Here is a 26,169-nt window from a genome sequence, read left to right on the forward strand (position 1 = left end):
GTCGCTTCAGAGAAAAAGGCGGACAGATGGACTGGGCCTGTGATGAAACATACAAAAGTTGGCGGGATGTCGCTTGCCGTCGCTTGCACCGGTGATTATGGTGTGGTGTGCGCAAGTCCATTTCGTTTCTGCTCCATCCACGATGCCCGTCAATCCAGACATCAACTATACCGCAGTTCTCCCGGAAATCTGCCTGACCGCTACCGGTTTGGTAGTCATGATGTATGACGCTTTTGCCAGAGAAAGCCGGCGGTGGGCTGGTCTGATCGTGTTGGGCGGGCTGGGTCTGGCCGCCTATGGCGTCTGGCGCTGGGTTGGTCTGTCGCCGGGTTCAAGCTTCAACGGCATGCTGGTGACGGACCCCCTGCGTACCGCCTTTGCCTTTGTGTTGCTCCTTGTGGCGGCGCTCTCGGCCCTGCTGGCGATGCCAACTTTTGGACATCAGTCCAAAAGTGGCGGCGAATACTTTGCCCTGCTGACCTTTGCCACGGTAGGCATGCTGCTCATCGCCGGCGCTGGCGACCTCGCCATGCTGTTTCTGGGTATCGAGATTCTTTCGATTGCCTCCTACGCCATGGCCGGTTTCCGGCGCAGCGATCTGCGGTCGAATGAAGCGGCCGTCAAGTATTTCATTCTGGGTTCGTTTTCGACGGGCTTTCTCGTCTATGGCATGGCGCTGGTCTATGGCGCGACGCGCACGACCAATCTCAAGACCATTCAGATCGTCGTGCAAAACGGCAACCTGACGTCGGAATCACTGCTCCTGACCGGGGCGGCGCTGATGCTGGTCGGACTGTGTTTCAAGGCGGCCGCCGCGCCGTTTCACCTCTGGGCGCCGGATGTGTACCAGGGCGCGCCGACGCCCGTGACGGCCTTTATGGCGGCCGGCCCCAAGGCGGCAGCCTTCGTCGCCCTGCTGCGGGTCTTTGCCGAGATGTTTCCGGCTGAAGCCGGGGCGCTGCACCAGACGTGGACGCTCATCCTCGCCACGGTGGCCGTGCTCTCGATGGTCATCGGCAACGTCGTGGCCATCGTGCAGGACGACATCAAGCGCATGCTGGCTTATTCCTCGATTGCCCACGCCGGCTATGCCCTGTTGGGGGTTATCGTCGGCGACTGGAAAGCCACTCTGTTTTACCTCGCCGGCTATGCCGTGATGACCTTGGGGGCGTTTGCCGTCGTGGCCTATGTGGCGCGTGAGGACGACCGCCAGACGCTCATTCTGGACTACGCCGGGCTGGGCTTTCAGGCACCGGGAGCGGCTGTGGCGCTTGCGGTCTTCCTGCTTGCACTGGGGGGGCTTCCGCTGACGGCCGGCTTTATGGGCAAATTTGTTCTCTTCCGGGAAGTCTGGCAGGGGGGCTACGCCGAACTGGTCGTCGTTGCCGTGCTCAACAGTGCCGTGTCGCTTTACTACTACCTGCGCCCGATTGTGACGATGTTTTTCCAGGAAGGGCGGCAAAACGAGGACGAACTGCCCGACCTGCCGTGGACGCTGACCACGGTGCTGTCAGTGACGCTGGCCGCCGTGTTCTATCTTGGTGTGTTTCCAGAACCCATCCTGGCCGGGCTGACGCGCAAGGTGGAATCCGCCCCGGCCGGTGAGCTGCCACGGGCTACGCCGTTGCCACGGGCGATGCCGGGCCGGTAAACGCACGAATCAGGCTGGAGTGGCGTCGAGCCGGGTAGGGCGGTACAGCCCCAGCAGGGCGCGGGTCAGGTGGTAGAAGTTCTTGCTCATGATGCGGATGCCGTCGAGCATCGGCATCCGCACCAGCGTTTTGTACATGTAGGATTGAAACGTCAAATCCTGCACGCCACGGTCGCGGCAGATGGCCACGAATGCTTCCCGCCGGGCGTCGTTTTTGTAGTACAGGTTCTGCATCAGTTCGAGGAAGCGGAACGTGGCGCCGTACTTCTTCAGAAAAGCCTTCTGGTAGGCGCGATGGAGTTTTTCGCTGCGCAGATCGTGACGACATTCCAGCATGGCCTCAGCGGCCATCTCGCCGCTTTTCATGGCATAGAAAATCCCCTCGCCTGAACTCGAGGCCACGAGTCCGGCGGCGTCGCCAACCAGCGCGACGCGGTTCGTCACCCAGCGGTCATAGGGGCGGAGCGGAATGGGCGCGCCTTCGCGCAGCGTGGGGCGTTCACTGATGCCCAGGTGCTGCTTGAAGGCTTCAAGGTGTCCCTTGAGATTGGCGCTGCGAATGGCCGTGCCGGTGCCGACGGCGACGTGGTCGGCTTTGGGAAAGACCCAGCCGTAAAAGTCGGGCGAGTAGCGGCCGTCATAGTAAATGGCACAACGGTCGTTGAGGCGGCGCGCTGTTTCGGTATTGAGGGCAAACCGCTCCTGGACGGCCGCCGCGACGAGACCGCCCTGGTGCAGATCGAAGGTGCGCGCCACGAAGGAATTGGCCCCGTCCGCGCCGATGATGGCATCGGCCACCAGCGTCTGGCGGTTTCCCTGGGGCGTGGTGAAGGTGACGGTCGCGCCGCGTTCGGTGGCATCCACGCCTTCAACCCGTCCCTCGACGACAAGAGCGCCGAGTTGGCTTGCCCGCTGGCGCAGAAACGCATCGAACGCCTCGCGGCAGACCATGCCGACGTAACCCTGGTGGATGTCCATGGTGACGGCCCGCCCCGACGGGGCATAGACCGCCACGGAGGAGACCCGCCGCTGGATGAGGTGCTCAGGAATGTCGAAATCCCGCACCAGAACCGGTGGAATGGCACCACCGCAGGGTTTGATCCGGGAAAAACTTTTTTCGATGAGTACCGTCTCAACGCCGGCCCGCGCCAACGTGGCCGCCGCTGTGGACCCGCCCGGCCCCCCTCCACATACAATCACCCGCATAAAACACGCTCCCGGTAATGGATTTCAACGGTGGGAAGCCGGGCTGTTCTGTGCCTGGCCACTTCTGCATCACGGTTTTATGCCGCGCTCCCGGCAAAACCGGGCGATCTGTCTGGGGCAACGTGTGTAACGCTACAGAGAAAAAGTTTCAAAAGGCGCAGCGTACCTTTGCTCGTTCCCACTCGACTCGGACACTCAAGCTCCATCCTTCCGGCAATCAATTTGCAGGGAAGGAAGCGTCTGCTTGCTGCGTCCCCACTCAACAAGGACACGCTCCTCCCTGCAAACCCGGCCGTACTTCCCCACCAACGGAAGTACGGCTTTATTCCTGACAGAATCAATTTGCAGGGAAGGAAACGTCTGCTTGCTGCGTCCCCACTCAACAAGGACACGCTCCTCCCTGCAAACCCGGGACCGTATCGGGCGCCTTTGTGTCGCCACACGATACGGCAGTCTCTTCAAAGCGCGCTCATCTCAATCATGAGTTCGCGCTGACGGCATCGGCCAGATGCTCGATGCCGCGACGGTCATCCCGCCGTTCCTCCTGCTTTTGGGGCGTCGTCCGCCCCATGGACAGCAACAACCACACGGTGGCCATCAGGGCCAGGGCTTCAAGGGCAAACACACCCTGGTAGGCCAGCCCAATTTGTCCCGTCACCGCTTCCAGTCCAGCGCGTCCGACACCGGCGGTCAATCCGGCCGTGCCCTGCGCCAGTGCCTGGGCAATGCCCCAGACGCCCAGGTAGGTGGCCGCCTGACCAGGGCGCGTCATGTCCATCATCATCGAAAGGGCCCCGACGGCGAAAATCCCGCTACCCATTCCCAAAGTGAACACCCCAACCCGCAGAACTCCGCTTCCCAGGCCTGCGGCTGCAATAACAAGTCCCAATCCCAACGTACTCAAAAATGCTCCCAGCAATGCAATCTGTTTGCGTGAGAGTCGTCGGGCCAGGATGAAACCGGCAAACAGCATCGAGATGAGTGTGGCTCCGCCCCAGGTCGGCTGGAGGCGGGTTGTATCTGCCAGCGACATCTGCAACACCTGCGCGCCGTAAGGTTCGAGGAGCACATCCTGGGCGTTGACGCCGAAGATACCCAGCGCGACGACGGCGAAGAAAATCTTTGAATCCCGGTCGGCCGTCATAACGGCAATGGTTTCGCGCAGCGTCGGGGGCTTTTCATCCTCAGCCGCCAGATTCCGGTAGCGCGGCTCCATGCCGATGATGGCGACCAGCATCAGCAGGGCGGAAATTCCCACTACGGCGTAAAACAACTGCCGAAGCACCTGGTCGAGTGCGGCCGTGTCGAGGGCCGTTATGTCGGTGGACAGCTTCGACAGGTTCAAATCAAAGTACTTCGCAATGATGATGCCCGTCGCCACGATGCCAAAGGCCACCATCATGAACCAGGCCACGGAAATCGTCCGGGCGCGGTGTGGCCCCGACAAATCACTCATCAACGCCAGGTAGGGCACCGAAGCGGCGTTGAGTCCCAGCCCCCAGAGCGCAAACGCCATCCCACAGGCCAGACTGCCCCAGACCGGCTGGATACGCATCCACTGCGCCGCATGCAGGATGAGCAACAGTGAGCCGAAGGCCACCAGCATGCCGCCCACAATGTAGGGCGTACGGCGGTAGCCCCAGAGCGGCCGCGTGTCCGAGGCATAGCCAGCCAGCGTGCGCATCGGGCAGACGACATAGTGCGCACAGACGAATATCCCCACGAGCGCTGCGTTGATTTGCCACTCACTGATCATCACCCGGTTCAGGATGCCGAAGACGAGCAGCGCATTCATGCCAATCGCCACATTGAGCAGTCCCAATCGGATGGTCGCCGGTAATGACAAAGGGAGTACGGATGGGGATGACATAGGTTTCAGGCGTTTGGTTGGGGGGATTCAGTTCATCTGCTACCAACCTACTTTCAACTCGGCAGAAGTCAAAGTGAAAGTGTCTTTTTACGAACAGAACTTTTTGACGCCCGGCTTCCCCGGCCTTCCGTGGATGTCATCGGGCAGGTCTCTGCCGGTTCGGTCCGGTTTCGGGGTGCGCCACGGCTTTGTGCGGCGACTGTCCGCTAACCTACTTGAGTCACGGCAAGTCTTGGCGTAAGTATGGAATACGCCGGGTAATCCTCCGGCTGGCGCTGCGTCCTCACCTTTTTCAGAAGCATTGCCTGCGGAGTCATGTGAACCTATGGCTGTCACCATTGAACTGTCTTCGGTGTATCTTCCCCTGACCGACAACCAGCGCGCCGTTACTGTCGAGGCGACGACGGTCGGCGAGGCGCTACGCAAGCTGACGGAGAAATACACCAAGCTCAGCAAAGAGATTTACAACGGGCGTGGGCTGCGTCAGCCAAGCGTGAGCATTTACGTCAACAGCCGTGACATCAACACCCTGGACGACATCAACACGCGCCTTGAAAACGGCGATGTGGTTACGGTTGTGCCTTCCGTGGGGTGGAAACGCCCGTACGGCACAATATAAACCGTGTGTCTCCGGCCGAATGTTCCGGTAGCCGGGCCGGACGGAAGGGGTTAGAACCGGGGGATGTTGTCATGCGCCTGAGTCTGACGTGTCTGGTGGGCGCGGCGGTCATGCTCTCCGGCTGTGCAGCGGACGCGCCACGTCCTGTCACCACACCGCCGACACCGCCAGCCGCCGTCCCGGTGGCTGATGCCGCGCCCGAACCGTCACTCAGTCCGCTTGATGATCCCCGCGCTCCGGTCGAACGTGTCGCGCAGGCGCTGCTGGCGCAGCGCGAGTTGAAGGACCGGGCCTTCCGGCTGGAGGCTGATTCACCCATCCCGGCCGAACGGCGGACGACCTTCAGGGGGCTGACCTATTTTCCCTTTGATCCCAACTATCGCTTCGTCGTCACGCTCGAACCATGTTCCAAAGAAACCACCATCGAGATGGCGACGAACCGCCCCGGTGAAATCCGGCGCTACCGCTGCGCCGGAGTCTTCCGGTTCAAGGTGGAGGGCGTGGACTGTTCGCTGCTGGTTCTGACGCCGGACCTGGGCGTGCCGGAAGCTGCGGCCGATTTGTTCATTCCGTTTCGGGATACGACCGCCGGCCGGGAAACCTATGCGGCCGGGCGTTATCTTCAGCTCAGACGCCGCCCGACCAACGAATACGTGCTCGATTTCAATCAGGCGTTCCATCCGTACTGCGCATACGGCGGCGCTTACAGTTGTCCCCTGCCGCCGCCGGAAAACCACCTGCCGGTCGCCATCCGGGCCGGCGAGAAGCTGCCGGAAAAGCCGCCAAAGTAGCCTTCGGCCGGCGGGCGTGGGGTCTCTCACTGGTTTGCGCCCGGTGGGGCGGAAGGGTTACGCGCTGTTGCCGGCGACAGCATTCCGGGCTACGTCCAGGATGTCCGGCAGGCGCGTCTGGATGGCCTGAATGCAGGGCGTCAGGGGCGTGTCGCCTTCCAGCGGCGGCGCGAGCGTGTGAATGAAATCTTCAACCCGTTGGAGCTGTGGGCTGGTGCGCAGCGGCCGCAGAAAGGGCAGGGCCTGGGTGGCCACCAGCAGTTCAATGGCCAGGATGGCCGCAAGGTTTTCGGCGACCGTCCGCAGCTTGAGCGCCGCCGTCATGCCCATCGAAACGAAGTCTTCCTTGGCAGCTCCCGTCGGCAGCGATCCGACTGAAGCCGGGTGGGCCAGTCCCATGTTTTCGTTGCACAGCGCAGCGGCCGTCACCTGCGCCATCATCAGCCCCGACTGGAGGCCCGGCTGCCGCGAAAGAAACGCCGGCAATTCCGACAGGTCCGGGTTGAGCAGACGCTCAATGCGGCGTTCGGCAATGCCGCCCAGGGTGGCCGCGGCCATGGCGCAGGCATCCAGCGCCAGCGCCACCGGCGCGCCGTGGAAGTTGCCGCCAGAGAGCACCTCACCTGTGTCGGTGAAGACCAGCGGATTGTCGGTGGCGCTGTTGAACTCGGTCTCAAGGGTGTGCTGCGCGAAGTGAAAAACATCCCGCGCCGCGCCGTGTACCTGGGGCATGCAGCGCAGGCTGTAGGCATCCTGTACCCGTGGGCAGTCGCGGTGCGACGCCATAATCGCGCTTCCGTCCAGCAGGGCGCGCAGATGCCGGGCAACGGCGGTCTGTCCGGGATGGGGACGCGCCGCGTGAATGCGGGCGTCAAAGGCCGCAGCCGTACCGTGGAGCGCATCGAGCGAAAGCGCACCGGCAATGTCGGCCAACTCGGCCAAGTCAAGCAACCGGGCCAGCGCCAGCCCGCCCACGGCGCTCATCGCCTGCGTGCCGTTCAGAAGCGCCAGACCTTCCTTGGCCTCAAGGGCAAGCGGGCGCAGCCCGGCGCGGGCCAGAGCGATGCATCCGGGCAGGCGTTCGCCCTGAAAACTGGCTTCGCCTTCACCGATGAGCACCAGCGCCAGGTGTGCCAGCGGCGACAGATCGCCGCTGGCCCCGACCGAGCCTTTTTCCGGGATGACCGGATGCACACGGGCATTGAGCAGCGCCACAAGCTGTTCCAGAACCACCGGCCGGACGCCGGACGTGCCCTGCGCCAGCACGTTCGCCCGCAGCAGCATCATGGCGCGGGTTTCGGCTTCAGAGAGCGGCGCTCCGACACCACATGCATGCGAGCGCACGAGGTTGAGTTGCAGCTCCGTCAGCGCCGCCGGGGAGATGGTGACGGATGACAGCTTGCCAAAGCCCGTGTTGACGCCATAGACGATGCGCCCTTCGGCGAGAATGGCGTTGATGAGGGCGCGACTGCGGGCCAGCCGGGCCGGAACGTCAGGGGCAATTTCGACCACTGCCGAGCCGTCGTAGGCGACATGAACGACATCGGCCAGGGTCAGTCCATGACCGCGAATGTGCATTGGGGGGAAACTCCACAGCAAAAATGGGTGAGAGGTTGGCCGGTGGGGACAGGCGTCGAATTGACCGCAGGGGGATTACCGATTACCGTCACGGCATCCGCCGGCCAGCCACGGCGACGATTTCCAAGTCCTTCGATCAAGCGTGAACGTGGTGAATCTCCTCGATTTCGATATTGACCGCCTGCATGCCGCGTTTCAGGCGCGGACCTGTTCGGCTACCGAAGCCTGCCAGGCGGCGCTGGAAACTATCGCGCAACGCAATCCCGACCTCAATGCCCTGCTTTCGGTGCTCTCTGACCGGGCGCTGCAACAGGCCGCAGAAGTGGATGCCCGGTTGGCCGCCGGCGAACCGCTGCGCCCGCTGGAAGGGGTGCCCATTGTCGTCAAAGACAACCAGTGTCTGGCCGGCACCCGGACGACATGCGCCTCGAACATCCTCGCCAACTACACGGCAACCTATACGGCCACGGCCGTGGCGCGCCTGGAAGCCGCCGGGGCTGTCATCGTCGGCAAGGCCAATCTGGACGAATTCGCCATGGGGTCGTCGAATGAAAACTCGGCCTTTGGCCCCGTCCGCCATCCGCTGGACGCGACGCGCGTTCCCGGCGGGTCAAGCGGCGGCAGCGCGGCCGCCGTCGCCGCCGGCATGTGTCTTGCGGCAACGGGCAGCGACACGGGCGGCTCCATCCGGCAGCCGGCCAGTTTCTGCGGCATCGTCGGCGTCAAGCCGACCTACGGGCGCGTCTCACGCTATGGCCTCGTCGCCTTTGGTTCATCGCTGGACCAGATTGGCCCGATGACGCGCACGGTACGCGATGCTGCGCGCATGCTCGGCATGATGGCCGGCTACGACGTGCACGATGCCACGAGTTCGCTGCATCCGGTTCCCGACTATCTTGCCGAACTCGAAGCTGACCTGCGCGGCTGGCGGGTGGGCGTGGTACAGGAAGCCTTCGGTGCCGGGTTGGACGCGGACGTGGAAGCCGCCGTGCGGGAAGCCCTGAAGACTTACGAAAGCCTGGGGGCAACGCTGGTTGAAGTCTCCCTGCCACATCTGGGCTATGCCATTGCCGACTACTACATCATCGCCACGGCCGAGGCGAGCGCGAACCTGGCGCGTTTTGATGGCGTCCGCTACGGCTACCGCGCACCGGAGGCGACCACGGTTCACGACATGTATGCCCTCAGCCGTGAGCAGGGCTTCGGGCCCGAGGTGAAGCGACGCATCCTGCTGGGAACGTATGCGCTTTCATCGGGCTACTATGACGCCTACTACCTCAAGGCCCAGAAGGTGCGGACTCTCCTGCGTCGTGATTTTGAACGGGCCTTTGAGCAGTGCGGGGTGCTCATGATGCCGACCGCGCCAACGCCGGCGTTCAGGCTGGGCGAAAAGACGGACGATCCCCTGCAGATGTACCTGTCTGACATTTACACCGTTACGCTGAACCTGGCCGGTGTTCCCGGCATGAGCCTGCCCTGTGGCACAAGCCGGGAAGGGTTGCCAATTGGCCTGCAAATTGTGGCCCCGGCCTTTGAAGAGACCCGGATGTTCCAGGCCGGGCGGGCGCTGGAGCGTGCCCGCGCGTGACAGCGCGCCCCAGGAAGCCGGAACCGACTGGAGGTGTCAGTATGGTAGCTGTGTCCAGCCGCGGCTGGAGACCGGCGAAGCGGTGGCGCTGGGGACGCCTGGGCGGCGGGCTGTTGCTCGTGCTTGGGCTGTCGCCAGCGCTTGTGGGCGGCCAGTCGCCGGCGGCCGGGGCCGCTCCGATGAAGGAAGCGGTTGCCGACGAACGGCAGGCGAACCTCGAAGCGGCGCGCCTGATCCTGGAGCAGGGGCTGAAGGAAAGAAATCCCGACCACCGATGTGAAGCCGTCATCGCACTGAGCCTGACCCGCGTCGAGAACAATCCCTTTCCGTTGCTTGAAACCGCCCTGGCCGACAAGGATGTGTACGTTCAGGTGGCCGCCTGCGCGACGCTGGCCGGGCTGTCCGATCCGCGCGCGCTGCCGCTGCTCCGGCAGGCGCTTGGCAGCGAGACACCCGAAGTGGCCTTTGCGGCGGCCAAGGCCCTGTATGCCCAGGGAGATGAAGAGGGGCGGCAGGCGCTGCTCGATGTCGCCATGGGGGAGCGTCAGGCCAGGTCGGGCTACTTTTCGGTACAGCGGCGCAACCTGTTGCGTACGATGAAGACACCGGGTGGTTTTTTTCGTCTGGCCTTTCGCTACGGGATCGGTTTTGCGCCCGTGCCGGGGCTGGGGATGGGACTGTCTTCGCTTGCCGGGCTGCTGGCCGATGCCAACATTTCGGGCCGCGCCCAGGCCATTGCCGCCCTGCCGCCTGTCCGGGACCAGGAGACCGTCGCCATGCTGCGCGAGGCGCTGACGGATGAAGACTGGGCCGTGCGTGCGGCGGCTGTCCACGCGCTGGCGGTCAGTGACCAGAGCCTGGCGGTGCATGATCTCGTGCCGCTGTTTCAGGACAGGAAGGAAGCCGTACGGTATCGCGCGGCGGCGGCGTATCTCCGCCTGGCGCCGCCGCCGGCAGCGTCAGCGCGCCCGCCGGCCAAGAAGCCACGTCCGGGGCGTCGCCGGGGTTGAGATGGAGACATGGCACGCCCGTCTCCAGCGGAGTATGATGGTGAAGCTTGCGGCTGACATTTTGGCACCTCGAACGCGCCTGCACTGGTGTGCCGCGAGCTGTCTGCTTTTGGTGCCGGGATCAGACAGGCAAGGCTGGCAGCGATGGTTTTCTTTCGGTTTTTCTGAACAACAGCCATGGCTCAAAAGATTCGTGACTGCCTGAGTGTGGCGGAGTTTGCGCCGGTGGATTTCACTTCTCCGGGCTGGGAAGGTGAACTGCTCCAGCGGGCGCTACTGACCTACGAGTTCGGGGATGTGTTGCAGCGTTTGAGTGAGCGCCTGCTGGCTCCATCTCCGGCCGGGCACCGGGCGTCACTGCTGGTCGGCCCGCCGGCCAGCGGAAAGTCGTTTCTGCTGCGCCTGGTGCATGCCCTGGCCCGGTCCGCCGGCCGCCCTCTGGGGCAGGCCGCGCGGCGGCTCCAGGACATCCATGCCCAACTTGGTTCCCGGCGCTGGCACATCGTGAGCATCTATGGGGAGCAGGTCAGCACCTCGGATGTGACCCTCACACCGCTGGACTACCTGGGGCGCTTCATCAGTTACACGCTGGCCTCCAGCGGCTCGGCGGCCGTCGGGAGCAATCTGACAGCGGCTGACATCCTGATGTCCTGCCGTGCCATCCCGGATGAGGAAGGCATCGTCGTGATCATAGACAGCCTCGACGATCTGCTGCGGAACCGCACGCCACGCACGGCCGGCGTCGTGGTGGAGATGCTGGAGTTGCTCAGTCAGGTGTCGCGTCAGTTTCCGCTCTGTGTGTATGTCTCGGCAACCGACATCCTGCTCGACAGTGCCAGGGGACATCGCCTCTCACCCGCTCAGGTGGCGACGCTGCTGGCCAGTTACACGGTTGAATACATCGGGGAAAATGCCATTCCGGCGCTCATCGGCGCGCATCTGCTGACCAAAAATGCCCGGCAGCGCCATGCCGTGACCCAGGTGCGGGAGCAACTGCAACGCAAGCTGCCGGAACTGCACCTCGACGAACAGCGGCTCATCAACCTCTATCCGCTGCATCCGATGGCGTGGGATATTGGGTCACGGCTGCGCCGCTACCTGGGCGGTTTTTCCTTCCCGGCCTTTGCCCTGAAAGCGGCGGAGCGGATTCGGAATCGTCCGGCGGAAAGCCTGTTTACCGTGGATGAAATGTTCGATGTGCTGGAGCCGCTGCTGCGCGCCGCGCCACCGCTGGCTCACGCCTTCGAGAACTACGACCAGTCCGTGGAAGCCGTGCTGCCGCGCATCAGCCAGGGGCAGCGGCTGCACACGCGCATGCTGCTCAAGGCGATTCTCATGCACTCCCTGGCCGGCATTCCCGCCACAGTGCGCGACCTGACCAATGGCATCCTGTTTTACGATCTCTATGGGCAGAAGCCGACCTACAAGCTGTCGGCGGCGTTGCTCCAGCAGATCAGGGCGCTGGCCAAGAATGTCATCGTCACAGGGGATGACCCGGAGACCCGTGAGTATCGTTTTCCGCTCCATCCGGGCGAAGCCCTGACCAGTTTGCTGGATGCCCAGGCGGCAAGTCTGTCTGACCACGACCCGCGCCTCAGCCTGGCGCTGCTGGCCGCAGCCAGTCAGCTCTTTGAGGATTTTCCCCTCGGCTTTGCCGAGGGGGGCGACAAACTGTGGGGGCTACGCTGTACGCACCTGTGGCACATCGTCCGCCAGGATGTGCTCGGTGTAATCTGGGAACCGGCGCAGGCGAACCGGGGTAGCGACCATCAGATGCGGGTTCACTTTCCACGCCGGGCCGGGCAGGCGGACTTTGATCTCGAAGCCATCCGGGCGGAAGACCTGGGCGTGCACTGGTTGCCGGGCGCGCTTGATACTGAGGATGTCTGGGCGCTCAAGCGTCTCGTGTGCCTGTCCGACCCGACACTTCTGGGGGGCGTCACGCCAGCCGATGAACTGACCCAGCGCATGTTTGAGGAAGTGCGCCAGGCAGGTATCGCCCTCTTTCGCCGGAAGTACCTGACCGAAGGCCGCTTCGTCTTTCGGAGCGGGACGGTCAGCGATGTCCCGCTGCCCACCCGCCCGGAACCCTGGCAGATGTGGGAGTGGCTCCTGCCGCTGACCTCGCCGGTTTCGCCCGAAGGGATGCCGGAGGCGCTGTCCCTGGACGCGGCGCTGTGGATTGGGCATCTCGTGGCCCCGACGCGCCAGCGTGTGGAGATGTGCATTCCCGACGACCTCGACCGGGCGCTGGCGGAACTGGGGGCGTACTACCACGCCTGGCGGCAGCGTGATCTCTCCAAAGCCGTCGAGACGCTGTCACAGGCACCGGAAGAGGCCACGGACATCTGGGAAGCCATCCAGGTCGTCCGCCGCTTTGACCGGGTGGCTTCCCACGTCCGGCACGCGCTGATGCACAAATCCATCACCGAAGAAATGGAAGAGGTGAGCCTGCTGTTTGACAGCGATCTCGATGCGCTCTGGCGCGACCGGGCGACAATGGAGGCGGTCTATAGCTACAGCCAGGCGCAGGCCAGTTGCGAAGCCAAGCTGCGTTACCTCAACGACAGCTTCCCCACCAACAATCCCGTTGCCGAGCGGATTCGCTCCACCTTCAAGCTGCGGGGGGCGCCGGCCTGGCAGTTGTTTTACCCGAACAACCGCAAGCAGGTGGATTTGGCCTTTGGTGCGTTCCAGCCGGTGTATGCCGAGTTTTACATCCTGCTCCACGCCGGCGCGACTCAGTCGAATGTCATCGAGCCGCTCTGTACACACCTCGTTTCCAGTCCCGAATGGCGCAACCTGGAAATGCTCACCCAACTCAGCATCAGCCGCCAGGACTTTCTCGTGGATGCCATCAACGAAATCTCAAACCTGTATCAGATGGTGTGTACAGAGCCGGTGGAAGACATCCTGCTCACCCAACCCAAATGCCGCTGTGGGTTTGCGCCGGAAGAAGCCGGCCGGCTCAAGCTGGCGGAGGAACGGGCGCTGAGTCTCGTGCGGCGGGGGCTGGAAATTCACCGCGACATCCTCCGGGGCCAGCGGGACGTGATACGGGACCGGCTCAAGCGCCGCCGCCAGCAGGTGCCGCCGGAAATCATTCACACCATTGCGGCCCTGGTGGGTAATGACGAAATGCCGCTGCTGGATGATGGGACAATTGCGGTCCTGAATGAGGTGCTCGCAGAGTGAGGCGGCCGGCACGCCCGATGAACAACACCCATGGTCAGGACGGAACGAACCTATCTCGGCAAAAGCAACATGATTTTCGGCTCGCGGTACATCACCCAGACCGACGATGACCGGGTCGAGTACCGCTACATTGCTTCCTGTGGGCAAAGCTACCTGTTTGAGGTCATTGGAGACGATGTCTATGTCGTGGCCGAGGGGGGCGACTTCGGGGAATTTGAAGCCTACGCCCGCCATCTGGCCGAGGTGGTCTATCCAGGGCTATCTTCCCAAGCCATTCCAGAAGAAACCGAGGCAGCACCATGAAGCTCATCACGGCCATCATTCGTCCCGAACGTCTCTCCGATGTCAAAAGCGCGCTGTTTCGCGTTGGCGTCACCGGTTTGTCCGTCCACGGTATCCGGGGACACGGCGGTGAACCGGAAATTATCGAGTATGTTCGCGGACAACGCATCGTGGTTGACTTCACGGAAAAAGTCGCGCTGCGCATTGCCGTTTCCGAGCCCTTCGTGGAACCGACCATCACGGCCATTCTCACGGCGGCGCGAACCGGGAATGTGGGCGATGGGAAAATCTTTGTTCAACCCCTGGAGCGGGTCATCCGCATCCGTACCGGCGAGGAAAACGAGGCGGCCCTGACGCCGCTCACCGCGGACGAGGTACAGGCGCGGGCGCTCCAGGAAACCTCCGGCCAGACAACTTCCGGACAGACAGCTTCCGGCCAGACAGCTTCCAGGAAGACAACCGACCATCCTGAACGATAGCTTTGGGTAAAGCGCCATGAACGAGACAGCGATTTCATCCGGGGATACCGCGTGGCTGCTGGTTTCCACTGCGCTGGTGTTTCTCATGACGCCCGGACTGGCCTTTTTCTACGGCGGACTGGTCAGCCGGCGGCACGTGCTCAACACCCTGATGATGACCGTCGGTGCGCTGTGCGTGGCCGCCATCATCTGGGTGCTGGTAGGTTACTCCCTGGCCTTTGTGCCCGGCGGGGCGCTGGTGGGCGGCCTGGCCTGGGTGGGCTTCCAGGGCGTGGGCGACGCGCCCCAGAGCGATTATGCCGCCACCGTGCCGCACCTCGCCTTTGCGGCCTTTCAGGGCATGTTTGCCGTCATCACCCCGGCGCTCATCGCCGGGGCGGTGGTCGGGCGCATGGACTTCCGGGCCTTTCTGCTGTTCGTTGCCCTGTGGTGTCTTGCGGTCTATGCCCCGGTGGCGCACTGGGTATGGGGCATCGGGGGGTGGATTCGCGCTTCGGGGGCGCTGGATTTTGCCGGTGGCACCGTGGTTCACATCACCGCCGGCTGTGCGGCGCTGGTGGCCGCGGCGCTCGTCGGCGCGCGTGCGGATGTCAAGCGTGCGCCTCTGCGTCCGCACAATGTGCCCTTCGTTCTGCTGGGGGCGGGGTTGTTGTGGTTCGGGTGGTTTGGTTTCAACGCCGGTTCGGCGCTCACGGCGGGCGGTCTTGCCAGTCTCGCGCTCGTGACCACGCACCTGAGCGCGGCGGCGGCGGTCCTGATGTGGCTGGCCATCGAAGTCTGGCGCACTGGGAAAGCCACGGCCGTTGGTGCGGCGACAGCCGCGGTCGTGGGGCTGGTCGGCATCACGCCGGCGGCCGGTTTCGTGTCACCCTTGGCCGCCATGGTCATCGGCGGTGTAACCTCGGCCGTGTGCTATGCAGCGATCCAGTGGCGCAGCCGCCTCAGCCTGGATGACACCCTCGATGTCTTTGCCTGCCATGGCGTCGGCGGCATGTGCGGCGCTTTGCTGACCGGCGTCTTTGCCCGGCAGTCCCTCAACGAAGCCGGGGCGGATGGTCTGCTGGCAGGCAACCCGAAGTTGCTGCTGACCCAGTTGATGGCCGTGGCGGCCACGCTGGCCTACACGCTGGTTGTGACGTTCGTCCTGCTGAAGCTCGTGGCCCTCATTGTGCCGCTGCGCCTGTCTCCGGCGCAGGAGCGGGAGGGCATTGACCGGTCGGTGCATGGCGAAGCGGCCTATCACGAGACGACCGGGGATGATTTGTTTGACCTTGGCGCGGCCTCGGACAACCTTGATCCAGCCGTGATGTAACCGTAGCCAGATTGGTGTTTTCGTGGAACCTATCGCGCGACTTCTCCCGGAGCTGATCCGGCTGTCCAACGGGCAGCCGGAAGTGCTTTCGGCCGCCTGCTGCGCGGCCTGGGCGCTGTCGGTCGGCGAAGCCACCCTGCGGGCCAGCCGGGCGGTGGCGCTGACCGACCGTACGTTGACCGTGGCTGTCCAGGACGCCCGCTGGAAACGCCAGCTCGAAGTGCTCGCACCCCAGATTCTGTTTCGGCTCAACGGTCTGCTGCGGCAACCGCTCGTGACCCGGATTCACATCATCGTGGACAGGAAGTTCATGGTGGCTGAAACCCGGCGGCCGGCGGCGCTGCCGGCCGTGACACTCCCGGAGGAACTGCCGGAGGAACTGGTGGACGGCGCCAGCGTCATCCACGATGCGGCTTTGCGCGCCCAATTTCTGCGGCTGGCCGCAGCCTGCCTCGCCCGTGACCGTCTGACAGAAAACCCCTGACCGGGGAACGCGCCGGGGAACGCGCTCCACTGCCGGTTACGGCAGGGTGTCGTGCATCCGGCGCGCCGAAGCGTAAACTGGGGGCAACACTCCATTCCGGCTTTTCCAGTCTGGGCGGCCAGCGGCAAGCCCTTTGCACTCATGTTTGTTTGCGCTGTTTGCCACTATGCACTCGATGACGACCTGCGCGTTCCCGCCTCGGCGATGTCACGCTTTTCACGGGATGTGCTGCACCTCAACCTGCCGCACTGGGACGAGCGCGAAGGTGTCTGCCGCGACTGCCTCGAGCGTTTTACCCACGCCCGGTCACGGGTAGGTCTCTATCTGCCCACTCCCGGCGGCGTGACCCTGCCCAAGTTCAAAATTCTGCCCACTCCCCTGCGGCTTGGGGCCAGCCCACGCTATACGGGCCGTGGTGTGACCATCGCCTTTCTGGATTCGGGCTTTTATCCGCACCCGGACATCACCCAACCGGTCAACCGCATTCTCCACTACCACAGTGTGCTGACGCGACGGGCGGACCTCGCCGAGCTGGCCACGCCGGATGACTCCAGTTGGCATGGTTTGATGACCTCGGTCGTGGCGGCAGGCAATGGCTTTCAGTCCAGAGGGCTGTATCGCGGGATTGCTTCGAGCGCGAAACTGGTGCTGGTCAAGGTGGGCACCACCCGCCGGATTTACCACGACGACATCCGGCGTGGTTTGGACTGGGTGTACCGCCACCGGCACCGCTTTGGTATCCGCATCGTCAACATTTCCTGCGGCGGCGATTATGAAGCCTCGTACCTGACGGATCCGCTCTCCCAGGCGGCTGAGCGGCTGGTCAAGGCCGGCGTGGTGGTGGTGGCGGCCAGTGGCAACGCCGGGCACCAACGGGAGCATCCTGTCCTACCGCCGGCCAGTGCTCCGTCGGTCATTGCCGTCGGCGGTTTTGACGACAAAAACACCCTCGACCCCAACGAACACGACGTGTATCACTCCAGTTACGGCGTGACGGTGGACGGTCTTCAGAAGCCCGAAATCATTGCACCGAGCATCTGGATTGCCGCGCCCATTCTGCCGGGGACGCCGACCGCCCAGCAGGCCGCCCTGTATGAGCAACTCAGCCGCGCGCCGGATGGCGAACTGCGGGCCATTCTGGCGCAGCACACCGGGATTGACGCCGAACTCGATGCGGCCGCGCACCTGGAGCCGTACCAACTGCGCCTGCTCGTGGAAGGCAAGATGCGCAACGAAAAGGTCATTTCCGGGCACTACAAACACGTGGACGGCACTTCATTTGCCGCACCGATTGTTTCCTCCATCGTGGCCCAGATGCTGGAAGTCAATCCGCGCCTGACGCCGCAGCAGGTCAAGCGCATTCTCATCCGCACGGCGCGGCGGTTGCCCAATATCGAAGCCGACCGCCAGGGGTGGGGCGTGGTCAATGCGCGGCTGGCCGTGGCGGCCGCGCTCAATGGCGGCGACATCCTGCCTTCAGGGCACGACTTCCACCTCAACGGGCTGTGACCGTTCGCTTTCATTCCCGAACACATCCACCGCCGTGACGAAGTAGAGATAGACCCTGCCGCGTACGCCGGTCAGGTCCTGGAAGGTCGTGCGCTGGATGGGAGTCGGCGTCAGCCGGGTCGGTGGGTCATTCGTGCCGCGTTCGCGGCGATAGATGATGTAGCCCCGCAGGTCCTTCTCCGGGCTTGACGGGAAAAAGAGATTGACGATGCCGGCCGCGGAAGCGCCGGTCACGTTGGTTGGCGCTGCCGGCGGGAAGGTATCCACGGGGCGGACCCGTAGCGCCGGCGACGGGCGGCTCTCCACCGGCGCGCCCTGAACGTAGCTCACCGCCCGCACGACGTACTCATACTCCTCGCCAAACGTGAAGTCTGTCTCGGCAAACTGCGGGGTGGGCAGGGGCGCGCCATTGCGCCGGGATTCCACGGCGCTTCCCGCAGCGCGCCGATAGACGTTGAAGCGCACCTCCGTTGCCGGAGAGGCGTCAAGGTTCTGCTCCGGCGGTTGCCACTGAAGACGGATGGCTTCCTGGGTGACTGTGGCCTGCACATCGCGTGGCGGCTGCGCCACGGACAGCGCCGGATAGACCATGACATATCCCGACAGGGGGGACGGGCGCCCACGGGCATCCACCAGCCGGATGGCATACCGAATCCGTTTGTCTTTCCAGCTTGTGTCCTGGGGATCGAAGGCATCCACGTAGGCCGGCCCCGCGCCGGAAGACAGCTCCTGACCGGTAAGCGACCCGATGAGCCGTGCGTCCTGCACGAAGCGGTCTTCCGGCAGCGCCAGCGGCGCGTTGCGGGGTTCAATCCGGCGCAGAATATCGGCGCGCGCGGCCCGGTCGGCGGCGACAAAGCGCACCACGATCTGCTCGCCGTACTGGGTGGCGGTTGGCTCGCCGGCCGCCGCCAGCGTGAAGCGCGGCGGAGGTACGGGCGGCCCAACCTTGGCGCAACCGGCGCTGCCCAGCGCCAGCAACAGCCCACCCCAGGCCAGCCAGAGCCGGGCGGTCTGCCGCCAGCCCAAGTGGGGCTGCGGCTCCCCGTCAGAGGATGTACTTGCTGAGGTCTTCATCCTGCACGATGCCGGCCAGAACCTTGCGGACGTATTCGGCATCCACGCGGAAGTGCTTGTCTTCCAGGTCGGGTGCCGTGAAGGACACCTCATCAAGCACCTTTTCCATCACCGTGTGCAGCCGGCGGGCACCGATGTTTTCGGTATTCTGATTGACGGTGTAGGCAAAGTCGGCGACAGCTTCAATGGCGTCATCGGTGATTTCGAGTGTGACGCCTTCCGTTTCGAGCAGGGCAATGTACTGCCGGATGAGTGAGTTGCGCGGCTCGGTCAGAATCCGTTTGAAGTCTTCCTTGGTCAGGGGATCGAGATTGACGCGGATGGGAAAACGTCCCTGAAGCTCCGGGATGAGGTCCGAGGGTTTCGAGACGTGAAAGGCCCCGGCGGCAATGAACAGGATGTGGTCCGTCCGCACCATGCCGTAGCGCGTGTTGACCGTCGTGCCTTCGATGATGGGCAGGATGTCGCGCTGGACGCCTTCGCGGGAAACATCGGGGCCACTGCTGTTTTCGCGGCCGGCAATCTTGTCAATTTCATCCAGAAACACGATACCGGATTCCTCGACGCGCTCGACAGCGAGGCGCGCCACCTGATCCATGTCCACCAGTTTTTGCTCTTCCTCCTGGGTCAGGTACTCTACGGCCTCCCGTACGGACATGTTGCGCACCTTCGTGCGCGTTCCTGGAAACATGCCCGGCAGCATGTCCCGCAGGTTGATGTCCATTTCCTCGATGCCCTGGGGCGTGATGATTTCGATGCCGGAGGGAAAACCACGTTCCTTGACCTCGATTTCCACAAGCCGGTTGTCGAGCCGGCCTTCACGCAACTGCTGGCGGAGTTTTTCGCGCGTCCGCTGGAAGGCGGCTTCATCCTCCGGCGCGGCGGCCTCACTGTCACGGCGGGTTGGGAGCAGGATGTCCAGCAGCCGTTCCTCGGCGTTCTGGCGGGCCTTTTCCTCGATTTCCGCAATCTTTTCCTCCCGCACGAGGTCAATGGCAATGTCCACGAGATCGCGGATGATGGATTCCACATCGCGCCCGACGTAGCCGACCTCGGTAAACTTCGAGGCTTCGACCTTCAGAAACGGCGAGTTGGCCAGACGCGCCAGACGCCGGGCGATTTCGGTTTTGCCCACGCCCGTCGAGCCAATCATGATGATGTTTTTCGGGATGACATCCTGTGCCAGGTCGGGCGGTAACTTCTGGCGGCGGATACGGTTGCGCAGTGCAATGGCCACGGCCCGCTTGGCAGCGGCCTGACCGACAACGTGTTTGTCAAGTTCCTGGACAATTTGGCGGGGTGTCAGATCATCGAGGCGCGGCGTATCTTCGACCGTGCCGGGGAGGTAAATGACCATGGGTGTCATGCGGGCGGGATTGGAGGTGTCACGTTCCCATCCTGAAACGGTAACGGGGCAGTGGGGCCACGTCCGTGCACATAATCCGATTGCCCGGTCTTGTCAACAGACGGGCGGCGGGAGCAAAGCCGTCTGGAAAAGGATTCGTTGAACCGCCCGCGTGCCGTCAACCTCACGGCTGGACGTTCTGCAGCCAGGTCGGAATGGCCTCCAGCATTTCGTCGCGCACGCGGCGAAAGTCAGCCAGATCGTCCGTTTGGGCCGGATCAAAGAAGCTGTGGTGCCGTTTCCGCCCCGTCCCCAGCCATACCGGACAGTCCTCGGCGGCCGCGTCACAGACGGTCACGACCAGATCAAAGTCCTGATCCTGAAGTTCATCGGCATGCTTGGAGCGCCCCGCGTGCCGGATACCGATTTCTTCCAGCACGGCCAAGGCTTTGGGGTGCACGTAGCCGGCAGGCCGGGTGCCGGCGCTGAACGCCTGCCACTCACCGGCATACCGGGCATTGACGATGGCTTCCGCCATCTGCGAGCGGCAGGAGTTACCGGTACACAAAAACAGCACCTTCTTCATGCGGTTGTCCCCCGGCTGTCAGTGCCGTGCGTCAGTGTCGCCGTTGCAGCATAAAGTCAGCGTACATGTCAAGCAGCTTCCGGTGCGGCCCGGCCGGCAGGACGGACAGGTGCTGCCTGGCGTCCACCAGGTAACGGATGGCGAGGTCACGGGCAAAGGCAATCGAGCCGGTTTCCTCGAGCAGGGCAATGGCTTCGGGCAGCTCTCCATTGAGATCGCGTTTGCCCAGCAACTCCAGGAAGCGACGGCGGGCCGCGGGTGATGCATGCTGGAGAAAGTGAATGACGATGAGGGTCTTTTTGCCCTCACGGATGTCGAGTCCGAGCGGCTTGCCGAGGCGCAGCGGGTCGGCCTGCAGGTCGAGCACATCATCCCAGATTTGAAAGGCTGTGCCGATGTTCTCCCCGAAGGTCGCCATGGCCTGCAGGTCGGCTTCGTCGGCGTCGGCTGTCAGCATCCCGAAGATGCAGCTTGCCCGGTACAGCGCCGAGGTCTTGCGGGCGGCCATGCGCAGGTAGTCTTCAATGGTCAAATCCGGGCGGCGCTCAAAGTAGAGGTCATCGAACTGCCCGTAGCACATCTGTTTGGCGGTTTGGCCTAGGATGTGCACCATCCGCAGGGCATGGTGGCGGATGCGGGAAGCCTGCTCGACGGCTTTGGCATAGAGCAGGTCGCCGACCAGCAGGGAAAGATTCAGCCCGAAGCGGGTGTGGAGCGTGGGGCGGCCGTGCCGTTCGGGGCTGCCATCCATCATGTCGTCGTGGATGAGCGAGAGATTGTGCAGGTACTCCACGGCCAGCGCCGGTGGCAGGGCTTCTTCCAGCGTGCCGCCCGCGGCCTCGGCCGTGGTGATGACCAGAAACGGACGGAGCCGTTTGCCCTTGCCGTCAAAGAGGTGCATGACCGCCTGCCGGAGTTCCGGCTGCGTGACTTCGCTCAAGTCCTCGGCTATTGCCGTCTCGACGAGGTGGGCAACCGTCTGAATCCGCTCGACAAGCGGTGTGAAGGACAGCGGCAGGGAAAGACTGGGCGGTACGATGGACAATCCATTGGTGGTCGGCACCGCGTTGGCGGGCACATGTGTCATGATGGGCGTCTCCCGACAGAAATTCGACTGGGACGCTCACCCGCCGGGAGGCTGGGCGGGAGGGGGTGGGCGTCATCTGAAACCTTGGGCGATACGTTCAGGTCGGCCAGGCGCCGTTCGAGCCGTTGCCGCTCAAACGAGCCCACTTCCGGGAAATCCCGCAGATAGGCGTGGTAAGCCCGGTGGGCGCCGTGCCGGTCGCCGGCATATTCCAGCGCGCGTCCCAGCCAGGCAGCGGCCGAGCGGCGCAGCTCGCGGTCTTCCGCGGCGCTGGCAACCCGTTGAAAGTGCTGGGCGGCCTCGGCATAGGCGCGCTGGCGGATGCACAGCTCGCCCAGGGCCTGAACGTCCTGCCAGTCGGTGTCGTCCCCGGCCGTCGCCTGGCGGAGTTCCTGCGTGAGCACCGCAACGGCCTGGTCTTCAGCGGCCAGCCGGGCCTGCCAGAAACGACGGACCACCCACGGCCCAATCCGCTGGGCCACCCACCAGGTGAAACGCGGGTAGCGCAGGGCAATGCGCGTGATGACCGTCACGGCTCGCATCTTGAGAGTTGTCATGAGAGTGCCTTCTTGTACGCTGGCGATGCGGGAACGTGTCGCGCCATCCTATATGAAGCCGGCTGGATGTACCAAGCCAGCCAAGGCCACCGGGCGCCGCTTCGTGGGTTGCTGACCGGGGACTGCCCGGCGGTCGGACTCAAACGGAAGGCCGAGGGGGCGTGCACCCATCCTCGGCCCGGCTCGTGTCGGTTGTCCCGACTCCCTAAGTTTTGACGCGCAGCGCAACCCCCCAAGCGTCAAGAGACTTGAAAACTCCCCCCGGAGTCGTCGTTCCAAGCCTCCAAACAAGAGCGATGCGCGCCAAGCCCGCAAATACCTTTGAGCGCCGGGCCGTGTCACCGTTGCACGGCAGTGTTTGGGTCGCTCACAGACGGAAGAATATGGAAAACGCCCAAAGCGGTCAAGTCAATTTGTAAAACTTTTTCCGGGCGGGATGTGTCCGGTCCGGGGTGTTTGGTTCAAATGGCATATAAATCAAGATTTTGTGGGCTTGGCGGGAAAGTTGGGACAGCTTGACCAAATGCCTTGCGCGGCGTAGAGTAGGCGCGTTCCCGATTGGAAACGTTCAAAACGTTCACTCTTGTCGGAATTGGGAAACCCGGCGTGCCGCGTTCAAAACACACCATCCAGCCTGTCACCACCGCACAACAGACCTATTCCACCGCCGAGGTGGCCCGGATGTGGGCCGTCAGTGAGTCCTCGGTCAAGCGGTGGAGCGACAGCGGCGTCCTGGCCTGCATTCGGACGCCGGGCGGACACCGGCGCTTTACGCCGCAGGCGTTGCTGGATTTTCAGCGGGCCGGTGGTGTGCTGCGGCACGGCGGGCAGTCCGGGTCCGGCGCCGTGTCGGTGGTGTCCGATGAAGCGGCGGCGGTCACGGCGTCGCTGGATCAGGCGTTGGCGGCGCGCGACTGGGCGGTGCTTCAGGCGCAGTACTACGAAGCGGCCGTGGCGGGCGATGAGCTGGCCGGTGTGGCGGTGCTGGAGCGGGCCTACCGGAGCGGGATACCGGTGGTGGCGTTGAAGGAGCACGTGTTGACGCCGGTGCTGCACCTGATTGGCGAGCGGTGGCGGCGGGGTGAACTCAACATCTGGGAAGAGCACCTGGCGTCGCAGGTGACACTGGCGGTGACCGAGCATCTGCACCGGCAACTGCCGCGTGCGCCGTTCAACGGGCGGCTGGCGCTGTGCGGCTGCCCGGAGGGCGACCTGCACGGAATTGCGCTGCATCTGGTTATGGAAGTGCTGGAAGTGGAAGGGTGGCGGGTGCTGTCGCTCGGGCCGAACACGCCGTTGTTTTCGTTTGCCGATGCCGTCCGGCGGTTTTCACCCCAACTCGTGTGTATTTCGGCGACGATTGTGCACGATCTGGAGCGGCTGCGGCGCGACTACGGAGACTTTTACCATACGGTGCGGCAGCACGGGGCGCGGATTGTCATTGGCGGCGCGGCGTTTGCCGATCCGCAGGTGCGGGAAATTTTCATTCACGACTACCGGGCGGCAGGACTGACGGATTTTCTTGACTACCTGCGGCGTGAATTCCCCGCACCGGCGGTCGCCACCTGACCAAGCCGTACGCCAAGCCGTGCGGGTTGCTCACGTGCCAGCGTCTCATGCCGGCGCCCTTCCAGTTGCAATCCCCGGCCAGTTGCAATCCCCGGCCAGTTGCAATCCCCGGCGGGCGGCTGCTGGTGGTCCCGCCCGTGCGGGCCGGGCAGAATATCCAGCCGAAGACTGCCTGCCATCATTCCCATGTGGCGGCAAGTCGGTTAGATTTACAGACTGCAACTGCGCCTCGCCGGAGGCGTACGATGAGTCATAGGCTTCTCCCTGCGCACTTCTGGAGTTTCACCGCCATGCCAGCTTCACGCCTTGCCCTACTGCTTTCAGGCTGCTGCCTCACGGTCGGTTCCCTTGCGGCCCCGGCGTTTTCCCAACAATCACCCAAGCCACGGGTCGAGAAGCCCCAGCCCGCCGCCCCGGCCCCAGCCGCCGCCCCGGCCCCAGCCGCCGCCCCGGCGCCGGCCAGAGTGTCCCGTGAGCAGCGCATCCAGGCCTACGAAAAGTTCCTTCAGGCACGGCGCTACATTGCCCAGGCCGACCCGCTCAACGCCATCACCGCCTTCAAGGAAGTGCTGGCGCTTGACCCCACGGCCGCCACGGCACACGTCGAGTTGGGCAATCTGTACCTGGAAGGACGCAACCTGCGGGATGCCGAATATCACGCCCGCCAGGCCGTGGCGCTCGACCCCGAAGATGCCATGGCCCACTGGCTGCTCGGACGGGTGCTCTTTCTCCAGTCCAGCGGCGCGGCACTCAACCGCGAAAAAGCCCGCGAAGCCGTTGCCGCCTTTGAAACCGTTGCCAAACTGGACGCCCTCAATCTCGATGTGTACCGGTTGCTTGGCCGGCTCTACCGCGATTTGAACGATACCGAAAATGCCCTCTCCGCCTACGCCAAACTCATTGGTGCCAATCAGGGCGGACCCGAAGAGTTCGCCGCCGCCACCGAGCTGTACTTCCGCAAGCGGCGCTACCGGGACGCCGCCAACACCGCCCGCCAGGCCTATGCCCTGAGCGGCGAAAACCCCCAGTGGGGCTACCAGCTTTCACAGGCCCTGCTGTACGCCGGCCAAACCGCCGAGGCCATTGACGTTCTCAAGGAACTGCTCGAAGAAAACGGCAACAACCTGCGGCTCATCCTCAGTTACGCCGAAGCCCTCATGCGCGGCGGACGCTACCCTGAAGCCGAGCAGCAGGTCCAGCGCGTCCTCTCCGAACGCCCCAACCATCCCGAAGCCCTCTCCATTCTGGCCCAGGTGCAACGGCGCAGCGGCCGGCGCGAAGAGGCCGTCAAAACCCTCCGCCAGGCGCTGGCCGGACAGGACGTGACCGAAACGCTCGCCCAGCAGTATGCCCTGGCTGAAACCCTCGTGGAGCTGGGGCGGACTGAAGAAGCCGTGGCGGCCTATGAAGCGGCCCTGCGCAGCGTCTCCAATCCTGACAACTCCGTGAGCGAAAGCCAGCGGGAGCGCGCGGAACTGATCCTGATGCGCATGGCCAGCGCCTACAAGGCTGCCGGAAAACTCGATCAGGAACTGGCGACCTACGACCGTATGCGCCGTCTGCTCGGCAGTGAAAGCACCTTGGCCGACCTGCTGCTCATCGAGTCGCTGCGTAGTGAAGGGAAGCACGAAGAAGCCCTCAAGTCCGCACGCGCCGCCCGGCAGCGCTTTCCCAACGAGCGCCAGTTCGTGTACCTCGAAGCCCAGGTGCTGGCCCGCCTGGGACAGGTTGACCAGGCCCTGAAAGAGTTGTCCAGGGTTGCCGAAGAGGCCGACGACGCCGGCGAAGTCGCCCAGATGAAAGCCATCGTGCTCAGCGACGCCAACCGCTTCGAGGATGCCGAACGCCTGGCGCGCCAGGCCGTGCGCTACGACGAGAAAAACATCGCTTACCTTGTCACCCTCAGCTCCATTCTCGAACGCCGCAAGCAGTATGCCGAATCTGAGCAACTGCTGCGCACCGCGCTGGCGCTCGACCCGGACAACCCCACCGCCCTCAACAACCTGGGCTACTTCCTCGCCGAGCGTAACGAGCGCCTCGATGAGGCCCTGACCCTTGTCCAGCGGGCAGTCAACATCGAGCCGACGAACAGCTCCTTTCTCGACAGCCTCGGCTGGGTCTATTTCAAACAAAACCGCCTCGATCTGGCCCGGCAGTACATCGAGCAGGCCCTCAGCTACGACCGGCGCAACGCCACCCTCAACGACCACCTGGGCGACGTACTGGAGCGCCTGGGCGATCTGGAAGGCGCCCGGCGGCACTGGAAAATTGCCCGGAGCCTGGCCACGGACCCGGAGGACATCAACCGGATCGACGCCAAACTGCAACGCGGACAAACGGCTGAAACCCAGTAACCCCGACCCGGCAGGGATGG

At 63.9% G+C, this 26,169-nt stretch carries 21 protein-coding genes; 13 read left to right on the top strand and 8 right to left on the bottom strand.

Features of this window, described 5'->3' with window-relative positions:
* Positions 1–142: 142 nt before the first annotated feature.
* On the top strand, positions 143–1,651 hold the full coding sequence (locus tag J8C05_RS00740) for an NADH-quinone oxidoreductase subunit N (protein ID WP_211422349.1): 1,509 nt from the start codon (positions 143–145) through the stop codon (positions 1,649–1,651).
* Between the two features lie 9 nt (positions 1,652–1,660).
* Here the strand turns inward: J8C05_RS00740 and J8C05_RS00745 are convergent, their stop codons facing one another.
* Both J8C05_RS00745 and J8C05_RS00750 read right to left on the bottom strand, forming a co-directional pair.
* Complete coding sequence (locus J8C05_RS00745) at positions 1,661–2,857, bottom strand: geranylgeranyl diphosphate reductase (RefSeq protein ID WP_211422350.1); 1,197 nt, start codon at positions 2,855–2,857, stop codon at positions 1,661–1,663.
* Between the two features lie 478 nt (positions 2,858–3,335).
* Complete coding sequence (locus J8C05_RS00750) at positions 3,336–4,727, bottom strand: BCD family MFS transporter (RefSeq protein WP_211422351.1); 1,392 nt, start codon at positions 4,725–4,727, stop codon at positions 3,336–3,338.
* Positions 4,728–5,052: 325 nt separating this feature from the next.
* Here J8C05_RS00750 and J8C05_RS00755 point away from each other — a divergent pair, with 325 nt between their 5' ends.
* Positions 5,053–5,346 carry a MoaD/ThiS family protein gene (locus tag J8C05_RS00755; protein WP_014098664.1) on the top strand — a complete coding sequence of 98 codons (294 nt, stop codon included), beginning with the start codon at positions 5,053–5,055 and terminating at the stop codon, positions 5,344–5,346.
* Between the two features lie 71 nt (positions 5,347–5,417).
* On the top strand, positions 5,418–6,137 hold the full coding sequence (locus tag J8C05_RS00760; protein WP_246840709.1) for a DUF1684 domain-containing protein: 720 nt from the start codon (positions 5,418–5,420) through the stop codon (positions 6,135–6,137).
* A 57-nt stretch (positions 6,138–6,194) separates the two neighbouring features.
* Here J8C05_RS00760 and hutH read toward each other — a convergent pair whose 3' ends face one another.
* Positions 6,195–7,715 (bottom strand): histidine ammonia-lyase, encoded by a 1,521-nt coding sequence (hutH, locus tag J8C05_RS00765; protein WP_211422352.1) that lies wholly within the window; start codon positions 7,713–7,715, stop codon positions 6,195–6,197.
* Between the two features lie 142 nt (positions 7,716–7,857).
* Here hutH and gatA point away from each other — a divergent pair, with 142 nt between their 5' ends.
* The 8 genes from gatA (at position 7,858) to J8C05_RS00805 (ending at position 17,574) form a co-directional block, all read left to right on the top strand.
* Positions 7,858–9,303 carry an Asp-tRNA(Asn)/Glu-tRNA(Gln) amidotransferase subunit GatA gene (gene gatA / locus J8C05_RS00770; RefSeq protein WP_211422353.1) on the top strand — a complete coding sequence of 482 codons (1,446 nt, stop codon included), beginning with the start codon at positions 7,858–7,860 and terminating at the stop codon, positions 9,301–9,303.
* A 41-nt stretch (positions 9,304–9,344) separates the two neighbouring features.
* Positions 9,345–10,313, top strand: a complete 969-nt coding sequence (locus J8C05_RS00775) for a HEAT repeat domain-containing protein (RefSeq protein ID WP_211422354.1) — start codon at positions 9,345–9,347, stop codon at positions 10,311–10,313.
* 177 nt (positions 10,314–10,490) lie between these two features.
* Complete coding sequence (locus tag J8C05_RS00780) at positions 10,491–13,508, top strand: DUF6079 family protein (RefSeq protein ID WP_211422355.1); 3,018 nt, start codon at positions 10,491–10,493, stop codon at positions 13,506–13,508.
* A gap of 30 nt (positions 13,509–13,538) precedes the next feature.
* On the top strand, positions 13,539–13,811 hold the full coding sequence (locus J8C05_RS00785) for a hypothetical protein (RefSeq protein ID WP_211422356.1): 273 nt from the start codon (positions 13,539–13,541) through the stop codon (positions 13,809–13,811).
* Positions 13,808–14,269, top strand: coding sequence for a P-II family nitrogen regulator (locus J8C05_RS00790; RefSeq protein WP_211422357.1), 462 nt, complete (start codon positions 13,808–13,810; stop codon positions 14,267–14,269). The genes J8C05_RS00785 and J8C05_RS00790 overlap by 4 nt, the downstream gene beginning before the upstream one ends.
* A 16-nt stretch (positions 14,270–14,285) precedes the next feature.
* The gene (locus tag J8C05_RS00795) at positions 14,286–15,581 is read left to right on the top strand and encodes an ammonium transporter (RefSeq protein ID WP_211422358.1); all 1,296 of its coding nucleotides are present in this window, start codon (positions 14,286–14,288) and stop codon (positions 15,579–15,581) included.
* Between the two features lie 22 nt (positions 15,582–15,603).
* Complete coding sequence (locus J8C05_RS00800) at positions 15,604–16,065, top strand: DciA family protein (RefSeq protein WP_211422359.1); 462 nt, start codon at positions 15,604–15,606, stop codon at positions 16,063–16,065.
* A 141-nt stretch (positions 16,066–16,206) separates the two neighbouring features.
* Positions 16,207–17,574 (top strand): S8 family serine peptidase, encoded by a 1,368-nt coding sequence (locus tag J8C05_RS00805; RefSeq protein ID WP_246840710.1) that lies wholly within the window; start codon positions 16,207–16,209, stop codon positions 17,572–17,574.
* Here the strand turns inward: J8C05_RS00805 and J8C05_RS00810 are convergent.
* From J8C05_RS00810 to J8C05_RS00830, 5 genes are all read right to left on the bottom strand, one after another.
* Positions 17,542–18,651: a fibronectin type III domain-containing protein gene (locus J8C05_RS00810; RefSeq protein ID WP_211422360.1), complete on the bottom strand. Its 1,110-nt coding sequence runs from the start codon at positions 18,649–18,651 to the stop codon at positions 17,542–17,544. The genes J8C05_RS00805 and J8C05_RS00810 overlap by 33 nt on opposite strands.
* Positions 18,623–20,008 carry an ATP-dependent protease ATPase subunit HslU gene (gene hslU / locus J8C05_RS00815; RefSeq protein ID WP_211422361.1) on the bottom strand — a complete coding sequence of 462 codons (1,386 nt, stop codon included), beginning with the start codon at positions 20,006–20,008 and terminating at the stop codon, positions 18,623–18,625. Before hslU ends, J8C05_RS00810 begins: the two co-directional genes overlap by 29 nt.
* Before the next feature lie 172 nt (positions 20,009–20,180).
* Positions 20,181–20,582, bottom strand: coding sequence for an arsenate reductase ArsC (locus J8C05_RS00820; RefSeq protein WP_211422362.1), 402 nt, complete (start codon positions 20,580–20,582; stop codon positions 20,181–20,183).
* Positions 20,583–20,613: 31 nt separating this feature from the next.
* On the bottom strand, positions 20,614–21,669 hold the full coding sequence (locus J8C05_RS00825) for a polyprenyl synthetase family protein (RefSeq protein ID WP_211422363.1): 1,056 nt from the start codon (positions 21,667–21,669) through the stop codon (positions 20,614–20,616).
* The gene (locus J8C05_RS00830; RefSeq protein WP_211422364.1) at positions 21,666–22,226 is read right to left on the bottom strand and encodes a tetratricopeptide repeat protein; all 561 of its coding nucleotides are present in this window, start codon (positions 22,224–22,226) and stop codon (positions 21,666–21,668) included. Before J8C05_RS00830 ends, J8C05_RS00825 begins: the two co-directional genes overlap by 4 nt.
* Positions 22,227–22,832: 606 nt before the next feature.
* On the opposite strand from J8C05_RS00830, the gene J8C05_RS00835 reads away from it, so the two are divergent.
* Positions 22,833–23,795 (top strand): B12-binding domain-containing protein, encoded by a 963-nt coding sequence (locus J8C05_RS00835; protein ID WP_211422365.1) that lies wholly within the window; start codon positions 22,833–22,835, stop codon positions 23,793–23,795.
* Positions 23,796–24,085: 290 nt separating this feature from the next.
* Entirely contained in the window at positions 24,086–26,149 is a 2,064-nt protein-coding gene (locus J8C05_RS00840) for a tetratricopeptide repeat protein (RefSeq protein WP_211422366.1), read from the top strand.
* The last annotated feature ends 20 nt before the right edge of the window (positions 26,150–26,169 follow it).

The sequence above is a fragment of the Chloracidobacterium sp. N genome (assembly GCF_018304765.1).
GTDB classification, from domain to species: domain Bacteria; phylum Acidobacteriota; class Blastocatellia; order Chloracidobacteriales; family Chloracidobacteriaceae; genus Chloracidobacterium; species Chloracidobacterium aggregatum.